The sequence below is a fragment of the Algibacillus agarilyticus genome, assembly GCF_003286125.1.
Classification (GTDB): Bacteria; Pseudomonadota; Gammaproteobacteria; order Enterobacterales; family Alteromonadaceae; genus Algibacillus; species Algibacillus agarilyticus.
Genome location: NZ_QMED01000020.1, coordinates 41,143 through 61,557 on the forward strand (window position 1 = coordinate 41,143; position 20,415 = coordinate 61,557).

At 37.8% G+C, this 20,415-nt stretch carries 13 protein-coding genes; 7 read left to right on the forward strand and 6 right to left on the reverse strand.

Annotated features, from left to right (window positions below; genetic code table 11):
• Positions 1-12: 12 nt before the first annotated feature.
• Both DPX34_RS14935 and DPX34_RS14940 read left to right on the forward strand, forming a co-directional pair.
• Positions 13-726, forward strand: a complete 714-nt coding sequence (locus tag DPX34_RS14935) for a SapC family protein (protein WP_111979255.1) — start codon at positions 13-15, stop codon at positions 724-726.
• Between the two features lie 148 nt (positions 727-874).
• A complete protein-coding gene (locus tag DPX34_RS14940) occupies positions 875-3,280 on the forward strand; it encodes a beta-galactosidase (protein WP_111979256.1) in 2,406 nt (801 codons plus the stop codon).
• A 512-nt stretch (positions 3,281-3,792) separates the two neighbouring features.
• On the opposite strand, the gene DPX34_RS14945 is transcribed toward DPX34_RS14940, so the two are convergent.
• Positions 3,793-4,692, reverse strand: coding sequence for a GGDEF domain-containing protein (locus tag DPX34_RS14945; RefSeq protein WP_111979257.1), 900 nt, complete (start codon positions 4,690-4,692; stop codon positions 3,793-3,795).
• Positions 4,693-4,857: 165 nt separating this feature from the next.
• Between DPX34_RS14945 and DPX34_RS14950 the strand changes: the two genes are divergently transcribed.
• Together DPX34_RS14950 and DPX34_RS14955 are read left to right on the forward strand one after the other, a co-directional pair.
• Positions 4,858-6,831, forward strand: a complete 1,974-nt coding sequence (locus tag DPX34_RS14950; protein WP_111979258.1) for a monovalent cation:proton antiporter family protein — start codon at positions 4,858-4,860, stop codon at positions 6,829-6,831.
• A 6-nt stretch (positions 6,832-6,837) separates the two neighbouring features.
• A complete protein-coding gene (locus DPX34_RS14955; RefSeq protein ID WP_111979259.1) occupies positions 6,838-7,830 on the forward strand; it encodes a CobW family GTP-binding protein in 993 nt (330 codons plus the stop codon).
• Between the two features lie 28 nt (positions 7,831-7,858).
• Here the strand turns inward: DPX34_RS14955 and DPX34_RS14960 are convergent, their stop codons facing one another.
• The 4 genes from DPX34_RS14960 to DPX34_RS14975 all read right to left on the reverse strand — a co-directional run bounded on the left by DPX34_RS14960 (position 7,859) and on the right by DPX34_RS14975 (position 14,417).
• Entirely contained in the window at positions 7,859-8,809 is a 951-nt protein-coding gene (locus DPX34_RS14960) for a sterol desaturase family protein (protein ID WP_111979294.1), read from the reverse strand.
• A gap of 41 nt (positions 8,810-8,850) precedes the next feature.
• The gene (locus DPX34_RS14965) at positions 8,851-11,049 is read right to left on the reverse strand and encodes a TonB-dependent receptor family protein (protein ID WP_111979260.1); all 2,199 of its coding nucleotides are present in this window, start codon (positions 11,047-11,049) and stop codon (positions 8,851-8,853) included.
• Positions 11,049-12,305 carry an imelysin family protein gene (locus DPX34_RS14970; protein ID WP_111979261.1) on the reverse strand — a complete coding sequence of 419 codons (1,257 nt, stop codon included), beginning with the start codon at positions 12,303-12,305 and terminating at the stop codon, positions 11,049-11,051. Before DPX34_RS14970 ends, DPX34_RS14965 begins: the two co-directional genes overlap by 1 nt.
• A gap of 396 nt (positions 12,306-12,701) precedes the next feature.
• The gene (locus DPX34_RS14975) at positions 12,702-14,417 is read right to left on the reverse strand and encodes a DUF4856 domain-containing protein (RefSeq protein WP_111979262.1); all 1,716 of its coding nucleotides are present in this window, start codon (positions 14,415-14,417) and stop codon (positions 12,702-12,704) included.
• A 208-nt stretch (positions 14,418-14,625) separates the two neighbouring features.
• Between DPX34_RS14975 and DPX34_RS14980 the strand changes: the two genes are divergently transcribed.
• From DPX34_RS14980 to DPX34_RS14990, 3 genes are all read left to right on the forward strand, one after another.
• A complete protein-coding gene (locus DPX34_RS14980) occupies positions 14,626-15,717 on the forward strand; it encodes a sensor histidine kinase (RefSeq protein WP_111979263.1) in 1,092 nt (363 codons plus the stop codon).
• Positions 15,710-16,528 carry a LytR/AlgR family response regulator transcription factor gene (locus DPX34_RS14985; RefSeq protein ID WP_111979264.1) on the forward strand — a complete coding sequence of 273 codons (819 nt, stop codon included), beginning with the start codon at positions 15,710-15,712 and terminating at the stop codon, positions 16,526-16,528. The genes DPX34_RS14980 and DPX34_RS14985 overlap by 8 nt, the downstream gene beginning before the upstream one ends.
• 104 nt (positions 16,529-16,632) lie before the next feature.
• Complete coding sequence (locus DPX34_RS14990; protein WP_111979265.1) at positions 16,633-17,613, forward strand: FAD:protein FMN transferase; 981 nt, start codon at positions 16,633-16,635, stop codon at positions 17,611-17,613.
• A gap of 99 nt (positions 17,614-17,712) precedes the next feature.
• Here the strand turns inward: DPX34_RS14990 and DPX34_RS14995 are convergent, their stop codons facing one another.
• On the reverse strand, positions 17,713-20,046 hold the full coding sequence (locus tag DPX34_RS14995; protein WP_111979266.1) for a beta-galactosidase: 2,334 nt from the start codon (positions 20,044-20,046) through the stop codon (positions 17,713-17,715).
• Between the last annotated feature and the right edge of the window lie 369 nt (positions 20,047-20,415).

Genomic DNA, 20,415 nt, shown 5'->3' on the forward strand with positions numbered 1-20,415 from the left:
AAAGAGATGAATATGAAAATTGAAACGGTAGAAATAGTAGATATAAATAAACACCGAAATCTTAAAGTAGATGTGACCAATTATGATGTTGCTCACAATCGAATTAATGCGGCTTATGTTACTGTTATTGAATTGAGCACATTAGTTAATGAATACCCGGTGTTTATCACTAAAAATCCACGAGATGGGCAATTTCAATTGAGTGCGATAATGGGGTTCAAATCGGGTGAAAACCTGTTTTTGCAAAATGGAAAGTGGAACGCACGTTTTATACCAACAGATATATTAAGAAGACCTTTTCAGGCGGCACTTGCGGGTGAGGGCGAGAATACAACATCTCGAATAGCGCTGGATATTGCAAGTGAACTCGTGCAAACAGAAAAAGGTGAAGCGTTGTTTGAAGATGACGGAAAACCGAGTGCTTACCTTAATCGAATTAATCAAAATTTCGCTCAGCTATATGCTGGGACTCAACAATCTAAGGCTATTTTACAAAAAGCCAACGAATTGAATTTAATAGAACCTGTCAGTATCGATTTCGAACTTAAAGGTCAATCCACTCCCGGTTTAAATGGCTTGTATTCGATTAATCGAAAAACCTTAGGTGAATTAAGCGGTCAAGATCTTGAAGAGTGCCACCAGTCAGGTTGCTTGCAAGTGTGTTATGCACTACTCAGCTCGGTTATTCATTTAGATAAATTAGTCAATTGGGTAAACGAGCAATAAAAAATAGACTTTAACCGTTTTTTTATTGCTTGCAATGCGATTCTGTTCTATATTTTATTTGTAAATTGTTTACAATGTTAATCGATTGTAGAAAGATACATATATCAATGCTTTCTAAATGATAACAACGCTCAAAAAGGTTTATATAATGCAAATTATTCATAATAGTAAAAGAGAGTTTAAAATACAGACCCTGCTCGCAGCTACACTTTCTGCTTTAGCCTTAACGGCTTGCCAAGGTGTTAATAATGAATCAACGGTTGAAAACACAGCGGCTGATGCAACAGATAACGAAGTTTCTATCTATAATTTTGAAACGGCAACCATTCCAACAACCGTCAAGTTTATAAATTCAACCGGTGAATTGGTTACAAGTTCAAAAGGTGTAACAGAAGGTAAACAAGCTTTACGTGTTAAAATGAACTCTAAAGCCCATGAGTACGCTGCGATAGATTTCAAACCTGAAAATCCATGGGACTGGAGCAATTTAGACGATTTTAGTATTGCATTTGATATAGCCAATGAAGGTGAGCATTCAACTCAGTTATTCTTAAACGTTTTTGATCATAATGGTAAGGTTTATACCCGCAGTGTATCGGTACCTGTTGGCGGCTCAAAAACCTATTATTCAAAATTAGAAGGGCATGATTTAGGTAGCCCAGGTGGTGATGACAAAGTTGAACTGAATTTAAGTTCAGGATTACGCTCAAACCCGGCAACCTGGGACTCAGATGACACTCAGTTTGTCTGGATGTGGGGAGCAAAACACCTTGATACAAAAGGTATTGCTAAAGTATCGCTAAGTGTGCAATTTAATTTGCATAATAAAGAAGTCACGCTTGATAACATTCGCTTAATGCCACACCCCAAAATGAATGAAGAATATTTAACCCATATTGTTGATAAATTTGGTCAAAGCACAAAACTAGATTTTGAAGAAAAGATCCACTCAGAAGCTGAATTGATTGCTCAGCGAGATCGAGAAGCCAAAGAGCTCAATGGTGGCAAGCCAATGGATGACCGTTCAAAATACAGCGGTTGGAAAAATGGTCCCAAATTAAAAGCAACCGGTTATTTTCGTACCGAAAAAGTAGGTGATAAATGGTCATTAGTTGATCCAGAAGGGTATTTATACTTTGCCACGGGTATCGATATTATTCGCTTAGCAAATTCAACCACATTAACGGGTTATGATTTTGATCAAACAGCAATCAATCAACGTTCAAGCGATGAATTAGTCCCTGAAGATTCACAAGGTTTAAACACCGCCCCTAGAGCCGCGCATCCTACCCGTCATTTAGTATCAAAAACGCGTGCGGATATGTTTGAATGGTTACCAAAAGATTATAACGATCCACTAGCTAACCACTATGGGTATCGACGTTCGGCGCATTCAGGGCCTTTACAACGTGGTGAAGTTTATAGTTTTTACAGTGCTAATCTTGAGCGTAAATACGGAGAAACAACGCCATTTTCATTTATGAAAGATTGGCAAGAAACCACCGTCAATCGTATGCTTAATTGGGGCTTTACGTCTTTAGGTAATTGGACTGACCCAATGTATTACGCGAATAACCGTATTCCTTATTTTGCTAATGGTTGGATTAACGGGGATTATAAAACGGTTTCGAGTGGTAATGATTTTTGGGGAGGATTACCTGATGTATTTGACCCATTATTTGAAGAACGCGCCTTAGCAACAGCAAAACAAGTTGCTAGTGAAGTTAAAAATAACCCTTGGTGTGTAGGGGTGTTTATTGATAACGAAAAGAGCTGGGGCCGTCCAGAATCTAAATCAACTGAATACGGTATTGTTATTCATACCTTAACACGTGATGGCGCGGATGTACCGACCAAGAATATGTTCACACAACGTATGAAAGCTAAGTACAAAAAGATTGAAAAACTTAACGCGGTTTGGGGAACCTCAATTGCGTCTTGGGATGCATTCCAAAAAGGTGGTTTTGATTCTAAAATTGTTAATGACGAGCAAGCCGCTGACTATGGCTTCCTTTTAGGTGAATACGCGTCTGAATACTTCCGCATTGTTGATGGCGCACTAAATAAATATATGCCAAACCATATGTATTTAGGTGTTCGTTTTGCTGATTGGGGTATGCCTAAAGAAGTGGTACAAGCTTCAGCTAAATATGCCGATGTTGTTAGCTTTAACTTATATAAAGAAGGTTTAACAAAGAACAAATGGAAGTTCTTAGAAAAGCTTGATATGCCGACCATTATCGGTGAATTCCATATGGGTACAACTGCATCTGGATTCTTCCACCCGGGGCTTGTACATGCAGCGAATCAAGAAGATCGCGCAAAAATGTATAAAGATTATATGCATTCGATCATTGATAATGACTACTTTATTGGCGCTCATTGGTTCCAATATTTAGATTCACCTATTACAGGTCGAGCATATGATGGTGAAAACTACAATGTTGGTTTTGTATCTGTAACCGATGTACCATATAACGCGATGGTTAAACGTGCCAAAGAAGTTCACGAAGACGTTTATACACGACGCTTTGGTGACTTAGAGAAAAAATAAAACGGTTTATAATGCTTTAATTAAAAAATAAATTATAAAGTTGTTTTATAAAAATCGCTTTTCATTAATTTGAAAAGCGATTTTTTATTGTCTGTGGTTTAGGTAAAGTTGTTCAGACTAGAATCGACATTCCGCACGTGTTTGAAGTTATAGTCTTCTCGCTCAGGTTTTATGGTTCATTGTCAGCGCTTACTCTCGACTTTGGCTCCTGCGTCGTTCTAACACCTAAATCCATTTAGGCGGCCCCAATCACATAGTAGAGCATATGCTCATGGCGTCTCGAAGCTTGACGGCTTTGATTACATGGATGTAAGTACTTAGGTTTCGTCTGGAACTAGAAACCTGCCCCTAAAACCCGATCGCTTTGACTATATTTACGCTAAGTATAAGTAGATAACAGGTATATATTGAGCGTGAATAGCTAAATGATAACGTTAAAAAATCTAGCGACTCAAATTAAGTCGCTAAAGGGGGGAGTTGATTAATGTCGTGGTTAAGTTTGAAAAGCGTTTTTAAGCCGACCGTGCACAGTTTCTACCGGCTCTTTTAGCTAAGTAGAGCGCTTTGTCAGCTTTATTAAATAACGCTTTAGGCTCAGTGTTTTCAAGTAACTGACTGTAACCAATTGAGACTGATACGCCCATTTTATTCATGAGTTCAGATGTATTAGTCGCTTTTTTAATTAACTTTGCTACACGGGTTGCCGCTAGTTCATTTGCGCCTTCAAGAATAATGGCAAATTCGTCACCGCCAAATCGAAAGGCTAAATCGGTTTTACGGATTGATTGCTCTAAAATTCTCGCAAAATGCATCAACACTTGATCGCCTTGCGCATGCCCCCAATTATCATTGGCTTTTTTAAAGTTATCTAAATCTAATAAAATCAACGTATAATCCGTGTTGCTCGCTCTCGCTTTATAGACTGACTTATCAAATTTTTCATCAAAAAATCCACGATTACCTAAACCGGTTAAGTGGTCATTTAATGCTTGCTTTTTCAATTCGGCAACGGCTAACGCGTTTCTGATCGGGTAAGCTAATTTAGTTTGAATTAAATTTAATATTTGCTGGTTTTCTTCATCTAACGGTTCATTACATGCATAGGTCATTAAACCTAAACGATCGTCAAATAAAGTAATTTCTGAAAGGTGACTCACAACACCCATTTTGTAATCAGGTGTTTGATAGGTTTCATCCGTCGTTTGAAAATGTATGCCGCTAATAGCTACATATTTTGCCGCTTCTTCGGCATACATCTGTAGTATGTCATTAACTAACAAGCTAGTATGCAGTCTTTCAACTAAATGATTGAAATTAGGTTCAAATTCAGTGCGAAGTGCTGCTACACTTGAAGTAGGCAAGTGCATTACATTGTCTGTACAATTCAAATTGAAATGGTTGCTGTTTTCCACATTGTCACCTTTTCGTTTAACTATTGAACTTTACAAAGCTAGAATCGTACCAATATTAAAAAAACCAATTAAAACAATATTTTAATGTGTAATGTGTTTTATTATTGACGCTGACTCGATAGTGTTTTAACCACTGTCAAAATTTTAATTAAAAAATAAGAATGTATGGAAGACTCAATTTTTCAAGAAATGTTATTATTGCTCGCCACTTCGGTATTTATGATTTCGCTTTTCAGGCGTATAAATTTAACACCTATATTGGCGTATTTAGCCGCAGGCTTAGTTGCTGGACCTTCAGTTCTTGGTTGGATTTCTACGTCTGATGAAATTAGCCACCTTGCGGAATTAGGTATTGTACTGTTACTTTTCTCACTCGGTTTAGAGTTTTCTTTTCCCAAATTAATTGCGATGCGCAAGATGGTATTAGGAACAGGCTCTGTTCAAGTATCTGTTACTTTGATTGTCATCATGTTGCTTTGTTTAACGTTAGGCTTACCCACAACAACAGCCTTTGCTATTGGCGCTATTTTAGCTTTGTCCTCCACCGCCATTGTTATTAAACAGCTCGCTGAAAAGTCAAACGGTTTAAAAAGTAGGAAAGGGCAACTAGCAGTTTCTGTGTTGTTATTTCAAGATATTGCGGTTGTACCATTTTTAATTACCTTTCCGATCTTAAGTCAAGGCGGTGATTCAGAAATTGCATTGGCTTTATTAATGGCATTACTTAAAGGCATCGGTGTATTTGTTTTATTAATTGGCGCTGGTAAATGGTTATTGCCCAGGGTATTTGCTGAAATTGGACAAGCGCGTAGTGATGAGCTTTTTGTGTTAACCACATTATTGGTTGCTTTATTAGCCGGTGGTGTAACGCATTTGTTTGGCTTATCAATGGCTTTAGGCGCATTTTTAGCGGGCATGATGTTAGGCGAAAGCCAATATAAACATCAATTAGAAGCCGATATTCGACCATTTAAAGATATTTTAATGGGGCTTTTCTTTACCACCGTTGGTATGCGATTAGATATTTATGAACTCTGGATGTCTCTGCATTGGCTAATATTGGCCGTGACCGGCTTGATATTGGTTAAAGCGAGTGTCATATACTTTACGTGCAAGCTAACAAAAGAAAAACCAACAGATGCATTAGCCGCTGCGATCATGTTATGTCAAATGGGTGAATTTGGTTTTGTTTTGTCATCGCTTGCTTTGGAGAATCAGTTAATTGATACGGCAACTGCGTCATTATTAATCGGTATTGGTGTTGTGAGTATGGCGATAACGCCATTCTTAGTGAGTAATGTTGAAAAAATCTGCAACCTTATTTTATTTGGTCATTTACAATTTAACCAAGAAGATAAGATGCCAGGTTTTCAATTTGAACAGAGTGACCATGTGATCATTTGTGGTTTTGGCCGAGTAGGGCAAACGGTTGCACGATTTTTGAAAGATGAAGCGATACCCTATGTTGCATTAGATTTTGATCCTGTACGTGTACAAGAATCACAGGTTGCGGGTGAACGAGTCCACTTTGGTGATGTGCGTAATACCACTATTTTAAAGGCCGCTAATATTGAATCAGCCAACCTTATTATTATTACGTTAGATGATGCGATTAAATCTAAAACCGTCGTGCAACAAGTTAAGGTATTAAATCCTGATGCCAATATAGTCGTCCGTACCTCTGATGATGAACATCTAGTTCAATTAAAAGAGGTGGGTGCAACAGAAGTGGTACCTGAGAAACTTGAAGGGAGTTTAATGTTAGTACTGCATGTACTTCATCGTTCAGGTGTACCCATTAAACGTATATTCAGTCGGATCCGACGTGAACGTCGCAACCAATACAATTTTATGCATGGCTTTTTTCCGGGTGAAAATTTAGATTTTAGAAATGATAAACGTGACCAAATTGAATTTTTACATGCGATTGCATTACATCAAAAAGCCTACGCAATTGGTAAAACATTAAGTGAATTAGACTTTACATCTCTTAAGGTTGAGATCGTTGGTGTTAGACGTAATAACGAAGAAATCGAAAACCCAGATCCGCATATGGAACTTATTGATGATGATGTATTAATTATTCGCTCTAAGCCGAGTAGAGTAGAGCGTGCTGAACGATTTTTGTTAGAAGGTTAATTCGTTTTGTTATCAACCATTAGTCATGTCAAAACTAACCTTATTACCGGTTTTTTAGGTACGGGTAAAACGACCGCTATTTTGCATTTACTTAAAACTAAGCCCAAAAACGAAACTTGGGCCGTTTTAGTTAACGAGTTTGGCGATGTTGGGTTAGACGCTGATATTATCCGGCAAAAGCTTGATGATGAATCGTCAACAAAAATTGTTATCAAGCAAATTGCGGGAGGTTGCATGTGTTGCGCTGCAAATGTGGTTATGCGCACACAACTTAACGCATTATTAAAATCGGCTAAACCTGACCGTCTCTTAATTGAGCCTAGTGGTTTAGGTCACCCCAAAAACGTTTTAGACATTCTAAATGACGATTTATATTCAGGCGTACTTCAAGTTGAAAGCGTTTTAACTTTAATCGATATGGCTCATTTAAAAGAACCACGCTACCAAAATCACGAGCTCTATCAGCAGCAAATACAAGTTGCCGATAGATTAATCATTAATAAACTTGATCAACATAATATGCCAATCGAATACGATACTTTATGTAACACTTATCATTTACCTAATATTCCGATCTCAGCTATTGCACATGGTAAGGTAGAATCCGCTTGGTTAGACAAAGTCTCCGTAAACTTGCCGTCTGATAAACTGGTTAATGAACAGGTGTTAGACATAACATCTAGTGAAATAGTCATTGCAGAAGGCAATAAGCTTAATTTTGATTTTATCACTCAGCCTTTTGAGTTTGAACACCAATGTGTTTTTGATTTCGAAAAGATAACGGCTTTAATTAATAACCTCTCTTTCGAACGTTTTAAAGGCATTATCCAGACAGATAAAGGTGTATACCTTTTTAATTTAACTAAAAACAAAGAAAGTTTAGGTCACAAATTAGACTCAAATAAGCCTAACGATACATCTATAGAAATTATTGCGCTATTTATTCCACCTGATCTAAAACAACGTTTTCAACGTTGTCTGGTTTATACCCATTCGTAATAATCAGTGCCCACTCAGCGATCACTTATTAATTCGAATTGGTATTAAACAAACGCTTGATTAAATCAGTAAAGGGTTGGGTATATAGCGCAAACAGACTGCGTTTAATCGTATTGTTATGTAAGCCAAAGGCTAAATCGGTCGGTTTTTTCTGAGTCGATTTTATGCTTGTACCGCAAAACTTGTCCCAAATAGATAATGCGGTGCCTAAATTACAATCAATGTGCATTTTATTGTCACTATGGTGTAACTGGTGTTGAGCGGGGCTGATAAAGATGTTTTCTAGAACCCCCCAATGCCACCATACATGTGAATGCCTTAAGTTAGAGCCCAACATATTAAAAATAAAAATGAATAAATTTGCACCTAATATATCGACCATTTTTAGTTTGGGTCCAAAGCCATAATAACAAATACCCACAGCTAAGCCTTGTGCCAATATCATTCTGGCTGCATAAAGTGCGTTTTCAATAGGATGACTCCGATAAACAGTAAACGGGGTGAGTGTTTCAGCTGAATGATGAACTTGATGAAATACCCATAAAACGGGCACTTTGTGTAGAGCTAAGTGTAATAAAAATCGAGTTAAATCATCAATAATAAACAGTACAAACGTGAAAACGAACCATATAGTTTCTCTTGGTAATTGTATTGCTCGTAGGTGACCAAAAATAAAAGTTAATCCATCTGTTACCGTTAAGGCAATGGGTAACATGGCAAATAAGAAAGGCGTTATGAATAAGGCTCTACATAATTTGTTTAAAATTAAAATAGCATAATCTTGTTTTGCTGTATGGCTTAGCCAAATCCGTTGATTAAACAATTTTTGCAGTGTTTGTGTAAAAGAATAGTCCCGAAGATATAAAACAAGGGCAATAATAAAGGCACTAAATACATAACCAAAATATAAACGCTTGTTAGCATCAGTAACGTATTGTGCTAACGACAAAAATTGGCTTTGTAAGAATTCAAATATCATAAAATAAAATAAACGTAGCACTGAGTGCTACGTTTAAATAGTTAAAATCTAAACTTATAGCCAATAACACCTTGGCGAGGTTTAGTTGGGCGTGCACCGTCAGGACGACGACTCACTAAGTGATCTTCATCGGTTAAGTTGTCAATTTTGGCATATAGCGAATGTTGTGCTGATAACGAATAATTGGCTGATAAATCAAATGTAGTATGGGCTTCTATTACTTTATCTGATAATTCAACACCACTCCCAGCGGCTTCTTGCATTTCACCCGTATACTTAGCCAATAAATTAAGCTGCCATTGGCCATGTACTATACTGGCTAATACCGATAATTGATGATTTGGCATATAAGGCACTTCGTCACCGGCGGTGATGTTGCCCCATTGCGGGAAATCAGAATTAAAACTTTCTTTAAATGCGGAGTGAGTGTAACTATAGGTAAAGACAATCGGTAATTCTAAATCTGTTGTTAATGCAAAGTTATGTTTAAGGTTGGCTTCTAAACCGTATACATCAACATTACCGCCATTAAAATCGGTATCAATAGGACATTGACTAGCTGACGCATTAGAGAAAGAGCAACTTTCTTTTAAATTACTATAATCATTAAAAAACGTGACAAACTCGCCACTGGTGTTTTGCATGGCGAATCGTAAGCCAAGTTCATAATTAACACTTTTTTCAGCGTCTACATCAACATCATTTTGTTTAGGGCTACTAGGCACAAAGCCTTGGTGTACACCGGCAAATAGACCCCAATCGTTATTCATTGCATAAAATGCACTGACACTTGGTAAAATAATACTAAACTCTTTATCTAACCAATCGTCTTTGGCGTTAGCATTATCCGATCTATTTTGATAGTGGGTTTTTATATATTCGCGTCTAACCCCGGTTGTGAGTGTTAAATTATCTAATTTTATGGTGTCTTGAATATACAACGCCAAGGTGGTTGATTTTTCTTGATCAACCGTTGTAAATATTTTATTTTGCGGATTTTGCATCGTGCCAGCAAGCATATTGAAGTCTTGTTCAAAATGGTCACGCAATATCTCGTCTTGATGAACTCTGATACCAGCATCAATTATGTGTTCAATATGAGCGGTATTAAATTTAAAACCAAAATCTGATTGTATGCCTTGCGAGACATAACGACGATCGTTATTGCCGACGACTATTTTACCGTCTTCTTGGCCGGATAAGCGTAAATAATAGTCTTGGTTACCGGATGCATCGGGGTCGAGTAAAACGGTTTGAATGGACGGCGCATTATTACCAAACCCTTTCACTTTTTGCCACGAGCGGCTGAATTTATGTCGATATACTCTTGTTGTCACATCAACTGATTGAAAGTCGATAAAGTGGGTTAATTGGATTGTATCGTGATCCCAATCCATTAAGCCAACTTGTGATGCGGCGTAACGGCGATACGGATTTTGGTTGAAGTCATCATCACTTAAACCTAGATAGGTTTCATTTGATGTTTCGGCTGTTTTAGACACTTTGAGTTCAATAAATTGATCGGTGTTTGTGCTCGATAAATCATATTTAAGTTTGGCCATTAAATCGGTTTTATCAAAGCCAGTATCGGCATCACTATTATCAATCGTTTTAAAGCCATCAGCTTGGGTTAATAAGCCTTCAACAAGATAACCCCATTTACCTGCCGTTTCGCCATGAAAAGCATGCGCCTTAGTATAATTATCACTACCGTAAGCTAGATCAATGCCCATATCAAAGTCTTCAGGTATTTCGCGGGTGACTAAATTAATAGCACCCGAAACCGTATTCGGGCCATACTTGATAGCGGCAGGGCCTTTAAAAACCTCTACCGCCGTCATTTTACTGATCATCGGAAAATAATAAGCTGCGGGTGCAGAATAAGGTGATGGGCCAATTAATACGCCATCTTCCATTAACGTGATTTTTTTACTGCGCTCAGGTGTTGAACCGCGTAAACCAATATTAGGGCGTAAACCGTAACCGTCTTCCTCGCGTATATTAACGCCAGGGACGGTTGATAATACTCGGTTAATATCGTCAAATTCAAAAGATTCTAATTCTAGTTCACCAATTAAACTCGCGGCTCCGCCTAACGTTCTAAGTTTGTCACTTGAACCTAAAATTCGAATGCGATCTGTATATTTGTCGTTGGCTTCATCTTCTTTTTGTTCTTGCGCAAAAACCGCTGAGCTTGCTAATGCCGCTAATATCGAGAGAGAGATCAAAGAATGTTGCATTAATCGTTATCTCCTGCAGACGTGGCGGGTAAATCAAGGGCTAAACTGGCAATAAATTGTGTTTTCATGATATCGGTAATTTGTTTGATGTCGGCATGTAAAGCAATAATGGCCGAATTATCAGTCAATATTTTATCGCTTAATGAGCCTTGTAATTGTTGGGTTGTTTGAAGCGCTTGTGCAATATTAGCCGTCATTGAGTCGACCGTTTCTTGATCAGTTAAACCGAGTAGCAAATCATCAAAGCCAACAGTACTGGCCGTATCACTACCGGTGCCTAAGAAAACAGCTTGTAATGTAATTAGGTTATTTTCTATATTTGATAATGAATTTTGGCTATGAAGAGATTCAACCGTGAGTTCACAGTTTACGGTGCCACAACTACCAAAATAACCAAGAGGGCTAGCAATTTTTAAATCTTTGGTCATTGAATCAATATAAAAAAGGGCATCACTTATTAAATTAACGGCTTCAGTTGTGGTGGAAAAGGGACTATTTTCTAAACCGGCTGTTTTAAATTGGCTGGCAAAACCGACAACTGAATCAGTGCCTAACCAGTGTTGTGAGAGGGTATTGGCGTGCGTTGTTAAATCGGCGGTAACGGTAGCTGCATATTCACAACGTGCAATGGTTTTATCTGCCTCACTCTGGTTATTCCAATCAGCCACGATCCCAGAATTAGCACTACAACTATGATTTAAATCGGTTGAAAAAAGTAAATATTCAAGCGCATCTAAACCACGGCGTGAAATAGAACGATTATCGATGTTATAAGGTGTCGAATTAATAAAACCGTTTTTATGATATATCACATCTTGATCAACACCACATGAGCTAGTTGTTGGCCATGAGTAAATTAAGTTTCGCAATTCTTGGTCGTTCTGCAATAAAGGCGTGAGCTGAATAGCTTCAATTTGCTGCCAGGTTGCCATTGAATCACGCCATGCTGTTTGCGCACTCTTTAGATTGCTCTCAATATCAGCCGTATTATTGGTTAAAGCGTCGCAATAATGATTAACGGCTTGTTGAGTTGTCGCCAGTGAATTAACGAAATTTGTTTGGTTGGGTAAAATGATATTATCAACAACATTAGTCATAAATTCACGATGGGTATTGGAGTCTGCAACCGGTGTTGTCGACGTTGTGGATGAACAATGATTAAAAGCACTGCCACAAGTGCTGCTACTTTTCTCTCCACAGCCAGATAAGATCGAAATAGCAAATACGACAGCTAAAGACGATTGGTGTAAATTCATGGGTTTGATATTCCAGTTATTGATAATAATTACTATTTAAATACTCATTTGATTATATACCTAAACAAGTTAAACAATCTAGCTGAAACCTTGTTGAAAGAGAGGCTAGACAGATCGGCTTATTATAAGAAAGATGATTACTTAATAGTGGTTTAAATTGGGTATGAGTTTGCGTGGTTTTTTAGGGGTAACAATATAAAGAAAGCATATAAAAAGACTTGGTTATATAACCAAGCCTTTTAAGGAGTACTCAATTTGTCATTTACTATAGTCAAAGCGATCGGGTTTTAGGGGAAGCCGTCAAGCTTCGAGACGCCATGAGCATATGCTCTACTATGTGATTGGGGCGAGTAAGCGCAGACAATGAACCATAAAACCTGAGCGAGAAGACTATATTTACCAGTTTTCAACATTTTGTGAATCAAATGCATAAGCGGTTGCTAACAAGCCGCGAGCTGTTTTTAAGTCGGCAATATAAGCATCTACGTTAGCACTTTCAATAACAGGTGCATCACCCACTAAACTATGGAACTGTGTGAAGTCAGCCTCGCTAAGCGGTGAGAAGCGATTAAATTGTAAACCTAACGCAAAACCTTTAAGTTCTGACCAATGTTTTGCTAAGTTAGCAAAATCAGTTGCACTATATGCACCGGCTTTGATTAAAGGTAAATCGTCATTCACAACATCATTGATATAATGTACAACAGTAGACGCTATAGCTAATTCCCACGCGTTTGATGCTTTTAAAGACTCAGCTTGCATGGCTGCAATTTGCTCATCACTGGCTGGCTCACCAGCATTTTTTGCAAGATTATTAGCCATCGTTCTTAATGTTAAAAACGCATCAAAAGCATCTTGAGAAAAGTCAGTAGCGACCGTCGCCCCTAAATCACGTTTACCGGCATTGGTTGAGTTACCAAAATTATACTCTGAATTTAAATCAATTGAACCGTCTGTATCGGTGTCATGATAAAAACTACGTGCATTATCACCTGTTGATTTACCCGCTAAATCTGAATCAGTATAACTAGCATAATCACGTGCAGCGCCAAAGTAACCAAACCCTTCATCAACTTGATGTTCTAGTTTAGTATAAGGTTTCGTTCCGTCTTGAACATTATCAGATAATAAACCTTTACCGGCTAAATCGCTGTCGAGGTAATCATCAATACCTTGCGAGTACGCGACAGAACCTAATAAGAATTTTTGAGTTAATTGCTTTAAGTCTAAACCGCTAGTGGTTACATAGTGTGAAGTAATTGGATTACCGGCTGGATCAACTCGATCATTAACGCCATTTTTATTAACAATTTGGTCAGCAATTAAACCGATAAATTCTTCAACTAAACCTTGAGGTGTTACTGAACCTTTAGCGCCCCAACCAATAAGGTCAGTAGACCAATCTTTATATTGACCCGCCGTGTCATTACCTGCAATTTTACCAACGATGTTTTTACCATCAGAGATCTCTCTAACTGTTGCTTGTAAAACCCCTGGTGTTGTTGAGATTGTAAGCGGTTTATCACTTGCAGCATCATCGGTATCGATAAAATAAACATTTAAGGCGTCAACAGCCGCTTGTTTTGTTAAATAATCATCAACATTCATCGAACCAATAAAATTAGTTAATTCTTGAATTAACGCATGACGAGCGACTTGCCCACTATAAGAAACACTTGAGCCCGTTGTTAGCTGGCTTTCAAATGTATAAGTTGTTGGTGCTTCAACTAAAACGGTAATATCAAATGCTTTTGTAAAGGTAGCACCGGCTTTATCAGTAACGGTTAAATTAATTTGCTCAACCGCATCATCGGCAAATGATAAAGCAGCGTTAGTCGCTAACTTTAAAGTCGTACCTGAAACGGTAAAATCGGCATTATCAACCGTGATAGAAAAAGTATCATTGGCGTCACTATCTGTCACCGTAATAGTCGCTACATCAACACCAGCCATGTTTTCTTTAACGGCGGTAGCCGAAAGTTCGATATTACTTGGCGCTGTATTTTCAACGGTAGGCGAATCACTACCGCCACCACAGGCAACTAAATTTGCTGTTAATGCAGCCGCAACTGCTAATGATAAAATATTTTTTTGATTTTTAATGAATAACATCAGTAAACCTTAAACGAAGTGAGAATAGTTTTTATTTAATGTTTGTATTATATCCATATATTAATGAGAATCAATATCATTATTTATTGTATCCTTATTATAAGTGAGATGAATAACCAAATGTAACTGGCCGAAAGCAGTGATTAAGCTTAAAAACAGGGTTATAGTTTCTAGAATTATATTTTATTGCATTAAAGGGTTTAATAATTTGAGCTGGGCTGATAAATGGCATAACTTCATAGATGACCGAGAACGTTTGTTTTGGTTTTTACAAACATCGGGTTGGGTCGGTTACTGCTTAGTTCATTATTTGGGTTCTTTATTGCATGAAATGCGCGATATATTTTGGGTCGTGATCATGATGAGTGCTGGGGCGGGTTGGTTTTTAACACTGCCTCTTCGTTATATTTTCCAATCAGTGTGGAATAAAGCCCCGTGGAAAATAATCCTGACTATCTTGTTATCTTCTTATGTTATTGGTTCGATTTGGGCGGTCGTAAAAAATTTCTGGTACTGGGAAATTTATAAATATGGATATCGTCCCGATGCTTGGGTGCATTATTTTAGTAATGCAACGTGGTCTTTTTACAATATTTTGTGTTGGTCTGGATTATATTTTGGTATTAAATATTATCAACTGCTGCAGCTAGAGCGGCAAAAGGCGTTGCAAGCCACAACGATGGCGCATCAGGCACAACTTAAAATGTTACGATACCAATTAAATCCTCATTTTTTATTTAACACGCTAAATGCAATTTCAACGTTAGTGTTAATGCAAGAAAATAAAACAGCGAATAACATGGTCACGCGATTAAGCGACTTTTTAAGATATTCACTCGATAGTGACCCGATTAAAAAAGTTGAACTTTCTCAAGAAGTACAGGCCCTAAAACTTTATTTAGATATTGAAAAAGTGAGATTTGAAGATCGTCTACAAGTTAATTGGGATATTGAGCCATCTTGCAAAGACGCTTTAGTGCCTAGCTTGTTATTACAGCCATTAATTGAAAACTCAATTAAATACGGTGTATCACAATTAATTGATGGAGGAACGATAACGGTTTCTGCTAAACAACATCAAAACCAACTTTGGTTAGAATTAATGGATAACGGCCCTGGCACGCCGATAAGTAAAGGCCAGTTTGTTAGGCAAGGTGGGGTGGGGATACCGAATATCCGTGATCGATTATTGTCACTGTATGATAATGATCACAGTTTTGAAATTGAAAATAATAAACCGACAGGCGTTAAAGTAACGATAAAAATGCCTTTAGAATACACAAGGAATTCAGATGAATAAGATTAAAACCATATTGGTTGATGATGAACCGCTTGCTCGAAAAGGGTTGAGTATTCGTTTACAAGCCTTTGAAGATATCGAGCTGATTGCCGAATGCCGTAATGGACGTGAAGCATTGGTCGCAGTTCAAGAACATGAGCCTGACTTACTGTTTCTTGATATTCAAATGCCCGAATTAAGCGGTTTTGATATTCTTAAAAAAATGGAAGAGCTTGATCAACCTTTACCGTTAGTTGTATTTGTTACGGCTTTTGATCATTACGCTTTAAAAGCATTTGAAGTTCATGCACTTGATTATTTACTTAAGCCATTAGATGAAGTCAGATTAGAAGAAACCCTTGTTAAAGTACGTGGGTATATCGAGCAACAAGAAGACGCACAACACAAAGCTGATCTGGTTAAGTTAATCTCAGAGGTGACCGGTGAAAACAGTGAAGAAATACTACGCCAACTTGCAGAAGGCAAACCACTCACGGCACGTGAATATTCCGATGTGTTAGCGATAAAAGATGGCGGTGAAATTACACGCGTTAAGGTTCGAAATATAGAATGGATAGATGCTGCGGGTGATTATATGTGTGTTCATGAAGCGGATAAAACTCATATATTACGTAAAACGATGAAAGAGTTAGAAATTGAACTTAATCCTAAAACGTTTATCCGTATTCATCGCTCTGCTATTGTTAATATTAATCAGGTTGTAAAATTATATACCCATGAAAATGGCGACTATTATATCGTGTTAGAAAATAACAAAGAGCTTAAAGTGAGTCGAAGTTATCGTGATCGCATTAAGCAAGCGATAAAATAAATAACCGTTAGATTATTAACATCCGAGTTTATATCATTCGGATGTTAGCTTTATTCATCAATTCCCATCTTAATCATTGTGATCTGCAGTCGTAAGAAGTCAATATGATACGTGCCAATTTAAGAATACTTTACCTCAGTTTTATTTTGTTCTGTTCATTTAATTTTACTGTGTATGCTAATTGGGTCACTTATGATTTTAACGTGATGGGCACTGCAGCCCATGTTGAAATTTATTTAGACAATCCAGCCAACAAAGAGCAATTGATAAATTTAGTGGTCGATGAAATGGTACGGATTGATCATTTAATGAGCCCATACAAAGCCACAAGTGAAATATCATTACTTAATCGTTCCGCACATAAAGACTATACCGCGGTGAGTCTGGAGTTATTTGAATTATTTCAAACCGCACATAAAATATCTCAATTAAGCCGTGGTGCATTCGATATAACGTTTGCATCTGTCGGTTATCAATATGATTATCGAAACAGCGTAAAACCCAGCCAACAACAAATTGCTGACAATATCGCGGCAATTAATTTTAAAAATATTAAGTATAAAACCCTAAATCAAATTTATTTCACCCAACCTAATACTAAAGTTGATTTAGGTGGAATAGCTAAAGGTTATGCCGTTAAAACCAGTTTACGATTGTTGGAAAAAGCGGGAGTTAAACACGCAATGGTTAGTGCGGGTGGTGATACTGGCTTGCTTGGTGATAGACAGGGCAGACCTTGGTTAGTCGCCGTTAAACACCCAAGAAACGAGCTTAAACAAGCCGTTAAATTACCTTTACAGAATGAGGCAATATCGACGTCGGGCGACTATGAACGTTTTTTCATTAAAGACGGTATTCGTTATCATCATATATTAAACCCTAAAACGGGTCGGTCGGCACAAGCCGTCATCAGTGTGTCGGTTATAGGCCCTGATCCCACTTACACTGATGCGCTCTCTACAACGCTGTTTGTGAAAGGTTTAAATGAAGGGTTAGATTTTATAAACAAGTTACCAGACTATGAAGCGATTATTATTGATAAACAACTGACGATGCACTTTTCAAATGGGTTGAAAACACATTAATTTCCAACGTTATTTATAATCCATATTGGTAACCAAATAACCAAAGGATAAGTGCCAGGCGAAACTTGGCACTTATCTGAGTTTATATCACTTCACCTTTTATTGACCAAAACGACGTTGATATAACGTCGCGTTTAGTTTTTTGGCGGCATTAACCATCTCTTCATAAGGTACATCGGCCATCGTTACAAAACCAACATTGTAATTTTCGCCATCATACGCACGACCCGTGATAGGCGAATCAATGTATTGAAACCAATGAGCACCAACCATATATGGGTTATCAATAACGGTATTCATGTAATCGGTATACATTTTAGCCCGATCTTTTTGGTCTGACGCATGAATTAACCCAGGATGATATAAGCCTGTATCGTTAGTTGCACCAAAGTGAAATTCGCCAATGATACTTGGTTTATCAACCTCAGCTAAAAACGTCCAAGCTTTAGCGTGTAAACCTTCTTTATAAAAATTATAACTCATGACATCAACATATTTAGCGGCGGCTTTAACGGCTTCTGGTGTCATTCCCCAATGTGCCATTCTAACCCCCATATACATATGATTGGGTAAAGTTTGCGCTAAAGCATTATGTACAATTTTGAAATATTCAGTTGCATAGGCTTCAAGCAAAATTGAAAAGTCGGCCAGCATGGCATCTGACATATCGGCAACCGCATAGCCTTTATCAAGCGCTGACCAACTCGCAAGATTAAGTTGCCAAGCTGAATTTAACGCATTAATCGACGAATACTTATTTTTTAGTATTTTCATAAAATGTGCTTTAGATGGGCTCTCTGTGGCAGGTCTGTTTAAAGTATGGATCACGATCCCATAATGACCTCGGGGTGTACTTTGATTACCCCAGCTTTTTTCGTTGTCTATGAAAACCCCAACACACCATGGGTTATTTTTAACTTCTTGAGCAATCACTTTTGTTGTGACTAACGCCCGACGAGCAAATTCTGGATCAAATGGATCGGGCATGGGAGACCAAACATCGGCTCCTGAAGAAACCGTTTTAAAATCACCGATTATCCAACCGTTTGCAAAATAGGGGATACGATCCATCTGATAAAAACTTGCGTCAGTCCAGTTACCGGTTGACGTAAACCCCCAGTTTTTAAATCGTTTTATCGTCACATCTCGCCAATCATCTAAATAGGAATCAGTGGATGTTTCGCCATAACGACGCTCTAAGTTAGCTTGGTAAAAACTAAATGTTTCCCCATGATGCAATGGCCCTTTGTGAACAGTCCGACGGTAACTGTAATGATTAGCCAATTCATCATCGTAGCTTGGTAAATCTGTAAACATCTTATGTCTCATTTCAGATGCGACATAACGTGACTTTTGCGCTTCTTTTGATACAGGGCGAATACCTAAAGAATCTTCCGGAGTAACATCTTCAGGGTCTATATAACGAACGGAGTCGTCTTTAAAATCGATGCCTGTAATAGTGGTTGTATTGGCAATTCGGATATTGGCTAACGCTGATGAGAAGAATAAATGACCTTCTGGATCCACCATTGCCCATTTACCATTGATTTTTACGGTTCTAAAAAAGCCTGTTGCTTTTAATTTAGGCCCGCTTTTCCAGCCACCATATTGTGAGCGGTCAGCCATAGGACCTTCTTTTTCAAGTTGTGCTAACTCAGTTTGTGCCAGTTGTTTTAAATGTTTATCTGATTTCACTTTAGCGGGAAAATCAAATTTAGCACTTTGACCAAATTTATCTGACAGGCCAACTAAAAAATTGGGATCGGTAGCCGGGTTTTCTCGCAGACGAATATTATCTAAAATTAAGCGCTTGTCGAAATTTATCGAATCAACAAAATATTTAATGCTGGATATTTTATCTAAGGCTAATTGCTTTCGACCCCGTAACCAAAACATTTTATGATCGGTAGATTGCCATGATTTAGGATCTTCACGTAAACCACTGTTAATAGCTAACTGTTCACCTTTTAAGAGCGCATAATATGTACCTGTTGAATGCGCAGGGATACTCACAGAACGGATATGTGGCCAACCGGTATGGTCTGTAATTTCAATATGTAAGTTTACTGAAGCGGATGTTGGGTTAGTTATATCGGTGGCTAAATTTAAGGTTGAATAATGACTCCAGTCCCAATTATTTTGAGGTTTTAACAATACATGTGCGCGTTGCTCATCTGAACTAAAGTTTAACAACAGTGATTGATTGCCTGATGTAACGCCTCGATCAGTAATCAACGATGTTGTTGTGTTGAGCGTTGATAGCCAATTAGGCAGTGATGATTCAAAATCTAATAATGAAGTGACCTTTTTTTCTTGAGTTGTGATGTCTTTACTATGCTTTTGATTAGTTTTGTCTGGTGCGCTACAGCTAACGAGAAGTGTACCGGCCATAACAGTAGCTAATGCACTATTAATAAAAGTAGATTTATTCATTTTTTCTCCACGTTATTATAATTTAGCAACGATGATACCTGGATTATAAATCACTGGTAAATTATGTGATTTATAAATAATTGTTAACAATTATCAAGTTACGGTCGGTAAATGTCAAACTTTTATTAAATTTGTTAAAAGAGAAGTTGAACTTATACCGATTCATATAAAGAAGTGATCTCTCAGAATGCATCCAGCGGTTTTTGAACAAGGCGTCGGTGTACAGGAATGGTTGTTCCCTTTCAAATACCGATAACGCAGGTAAAAAGCCGCTGGGGCATTCCTTTCAGGCGAGTTTTAAATGCGCTTGCTCTGTGTTGCTCGAACTCAAAAGAGCACCACTATTCTTTCATTTAAGCGCTCGCTGAG

What these genes read in the sequence shown, in the direction of transcription:
- DPX34_RS14935 (WP_111979255.1), top strand. Translation starts at nt 13, where the DNA reads ATGAAAATTGAAACGGTAGAAATAGTAGATATAAATAAACACCGAAAT.
- DPX34_RS14940 (WP_111979256.1), top strand. Translation starts at nt 875, where the DNA reads ATGCAAATTATTCATAATAGTAAAAGAGAGTTTAAAATACAGACCCTG.
- DPX34_RS14950 (WP_111979258.1), top strand. Translation starts at nt 4,858, where the DNA reads ATGGAAGACTCAATTTTTCAAGAAATGTTATTATTGCTCGCCACTTCG.
- DPX34_RS14960 (WP_111979294.1), bottom strand. Translation starts at nt 8,809, where the DNA reads ATGATATTTGAATTCTTACAAAGCCAATTTTTGTCGTTAGCACAATAC.
- DPX34_RS14965 (WP_111979260.1), bottom strand. Translation starts at nt 11,049, where the DNA reads ATGCAACATTCTTTGATCTCTCTCTCGATATTAGCGGCATTAGCAAGC.
- DPX34_RS14970 (WP_111979261.1), bottom strand. Translation starts at nt 12,305, where the DNA reads ATGAATTTACACCAATCGTCTTTAGCTGTCGTATTTGCTATTTCGATC.
- DPX34_RS14975 (WP_111979262.1), bottom strand. Translation starts at nt 14,417, where the DNA reads ATGTTATTCATTAAAAATCAAAAAAATATTTTATCATTAGCAGTTGCG.
- DPX34_RS14985 (WP_111979264.1), top strand. Translation starts at nt 15,710, where the DNA reads ATGAATAAGATTAAAACCATATTGGTTGATGATGAACCGCTTGCTCGA.
- DPX34_RS14990 (WP_111979265.1), top strand. Translation starts at nt 16,633, where the DNA reads ATGATACGTGCCAATTTAAGAATACTTTACCTCAGTTTTATTTTGTTC.
- DPX34_RS14995 (WP_111979266.1), bottom strand. Translation starts at nt 20,046, where the DNA reads ATGAATAAATCTACTTTTATTAATAGTGCATTAGCTACTGTTATGGCC.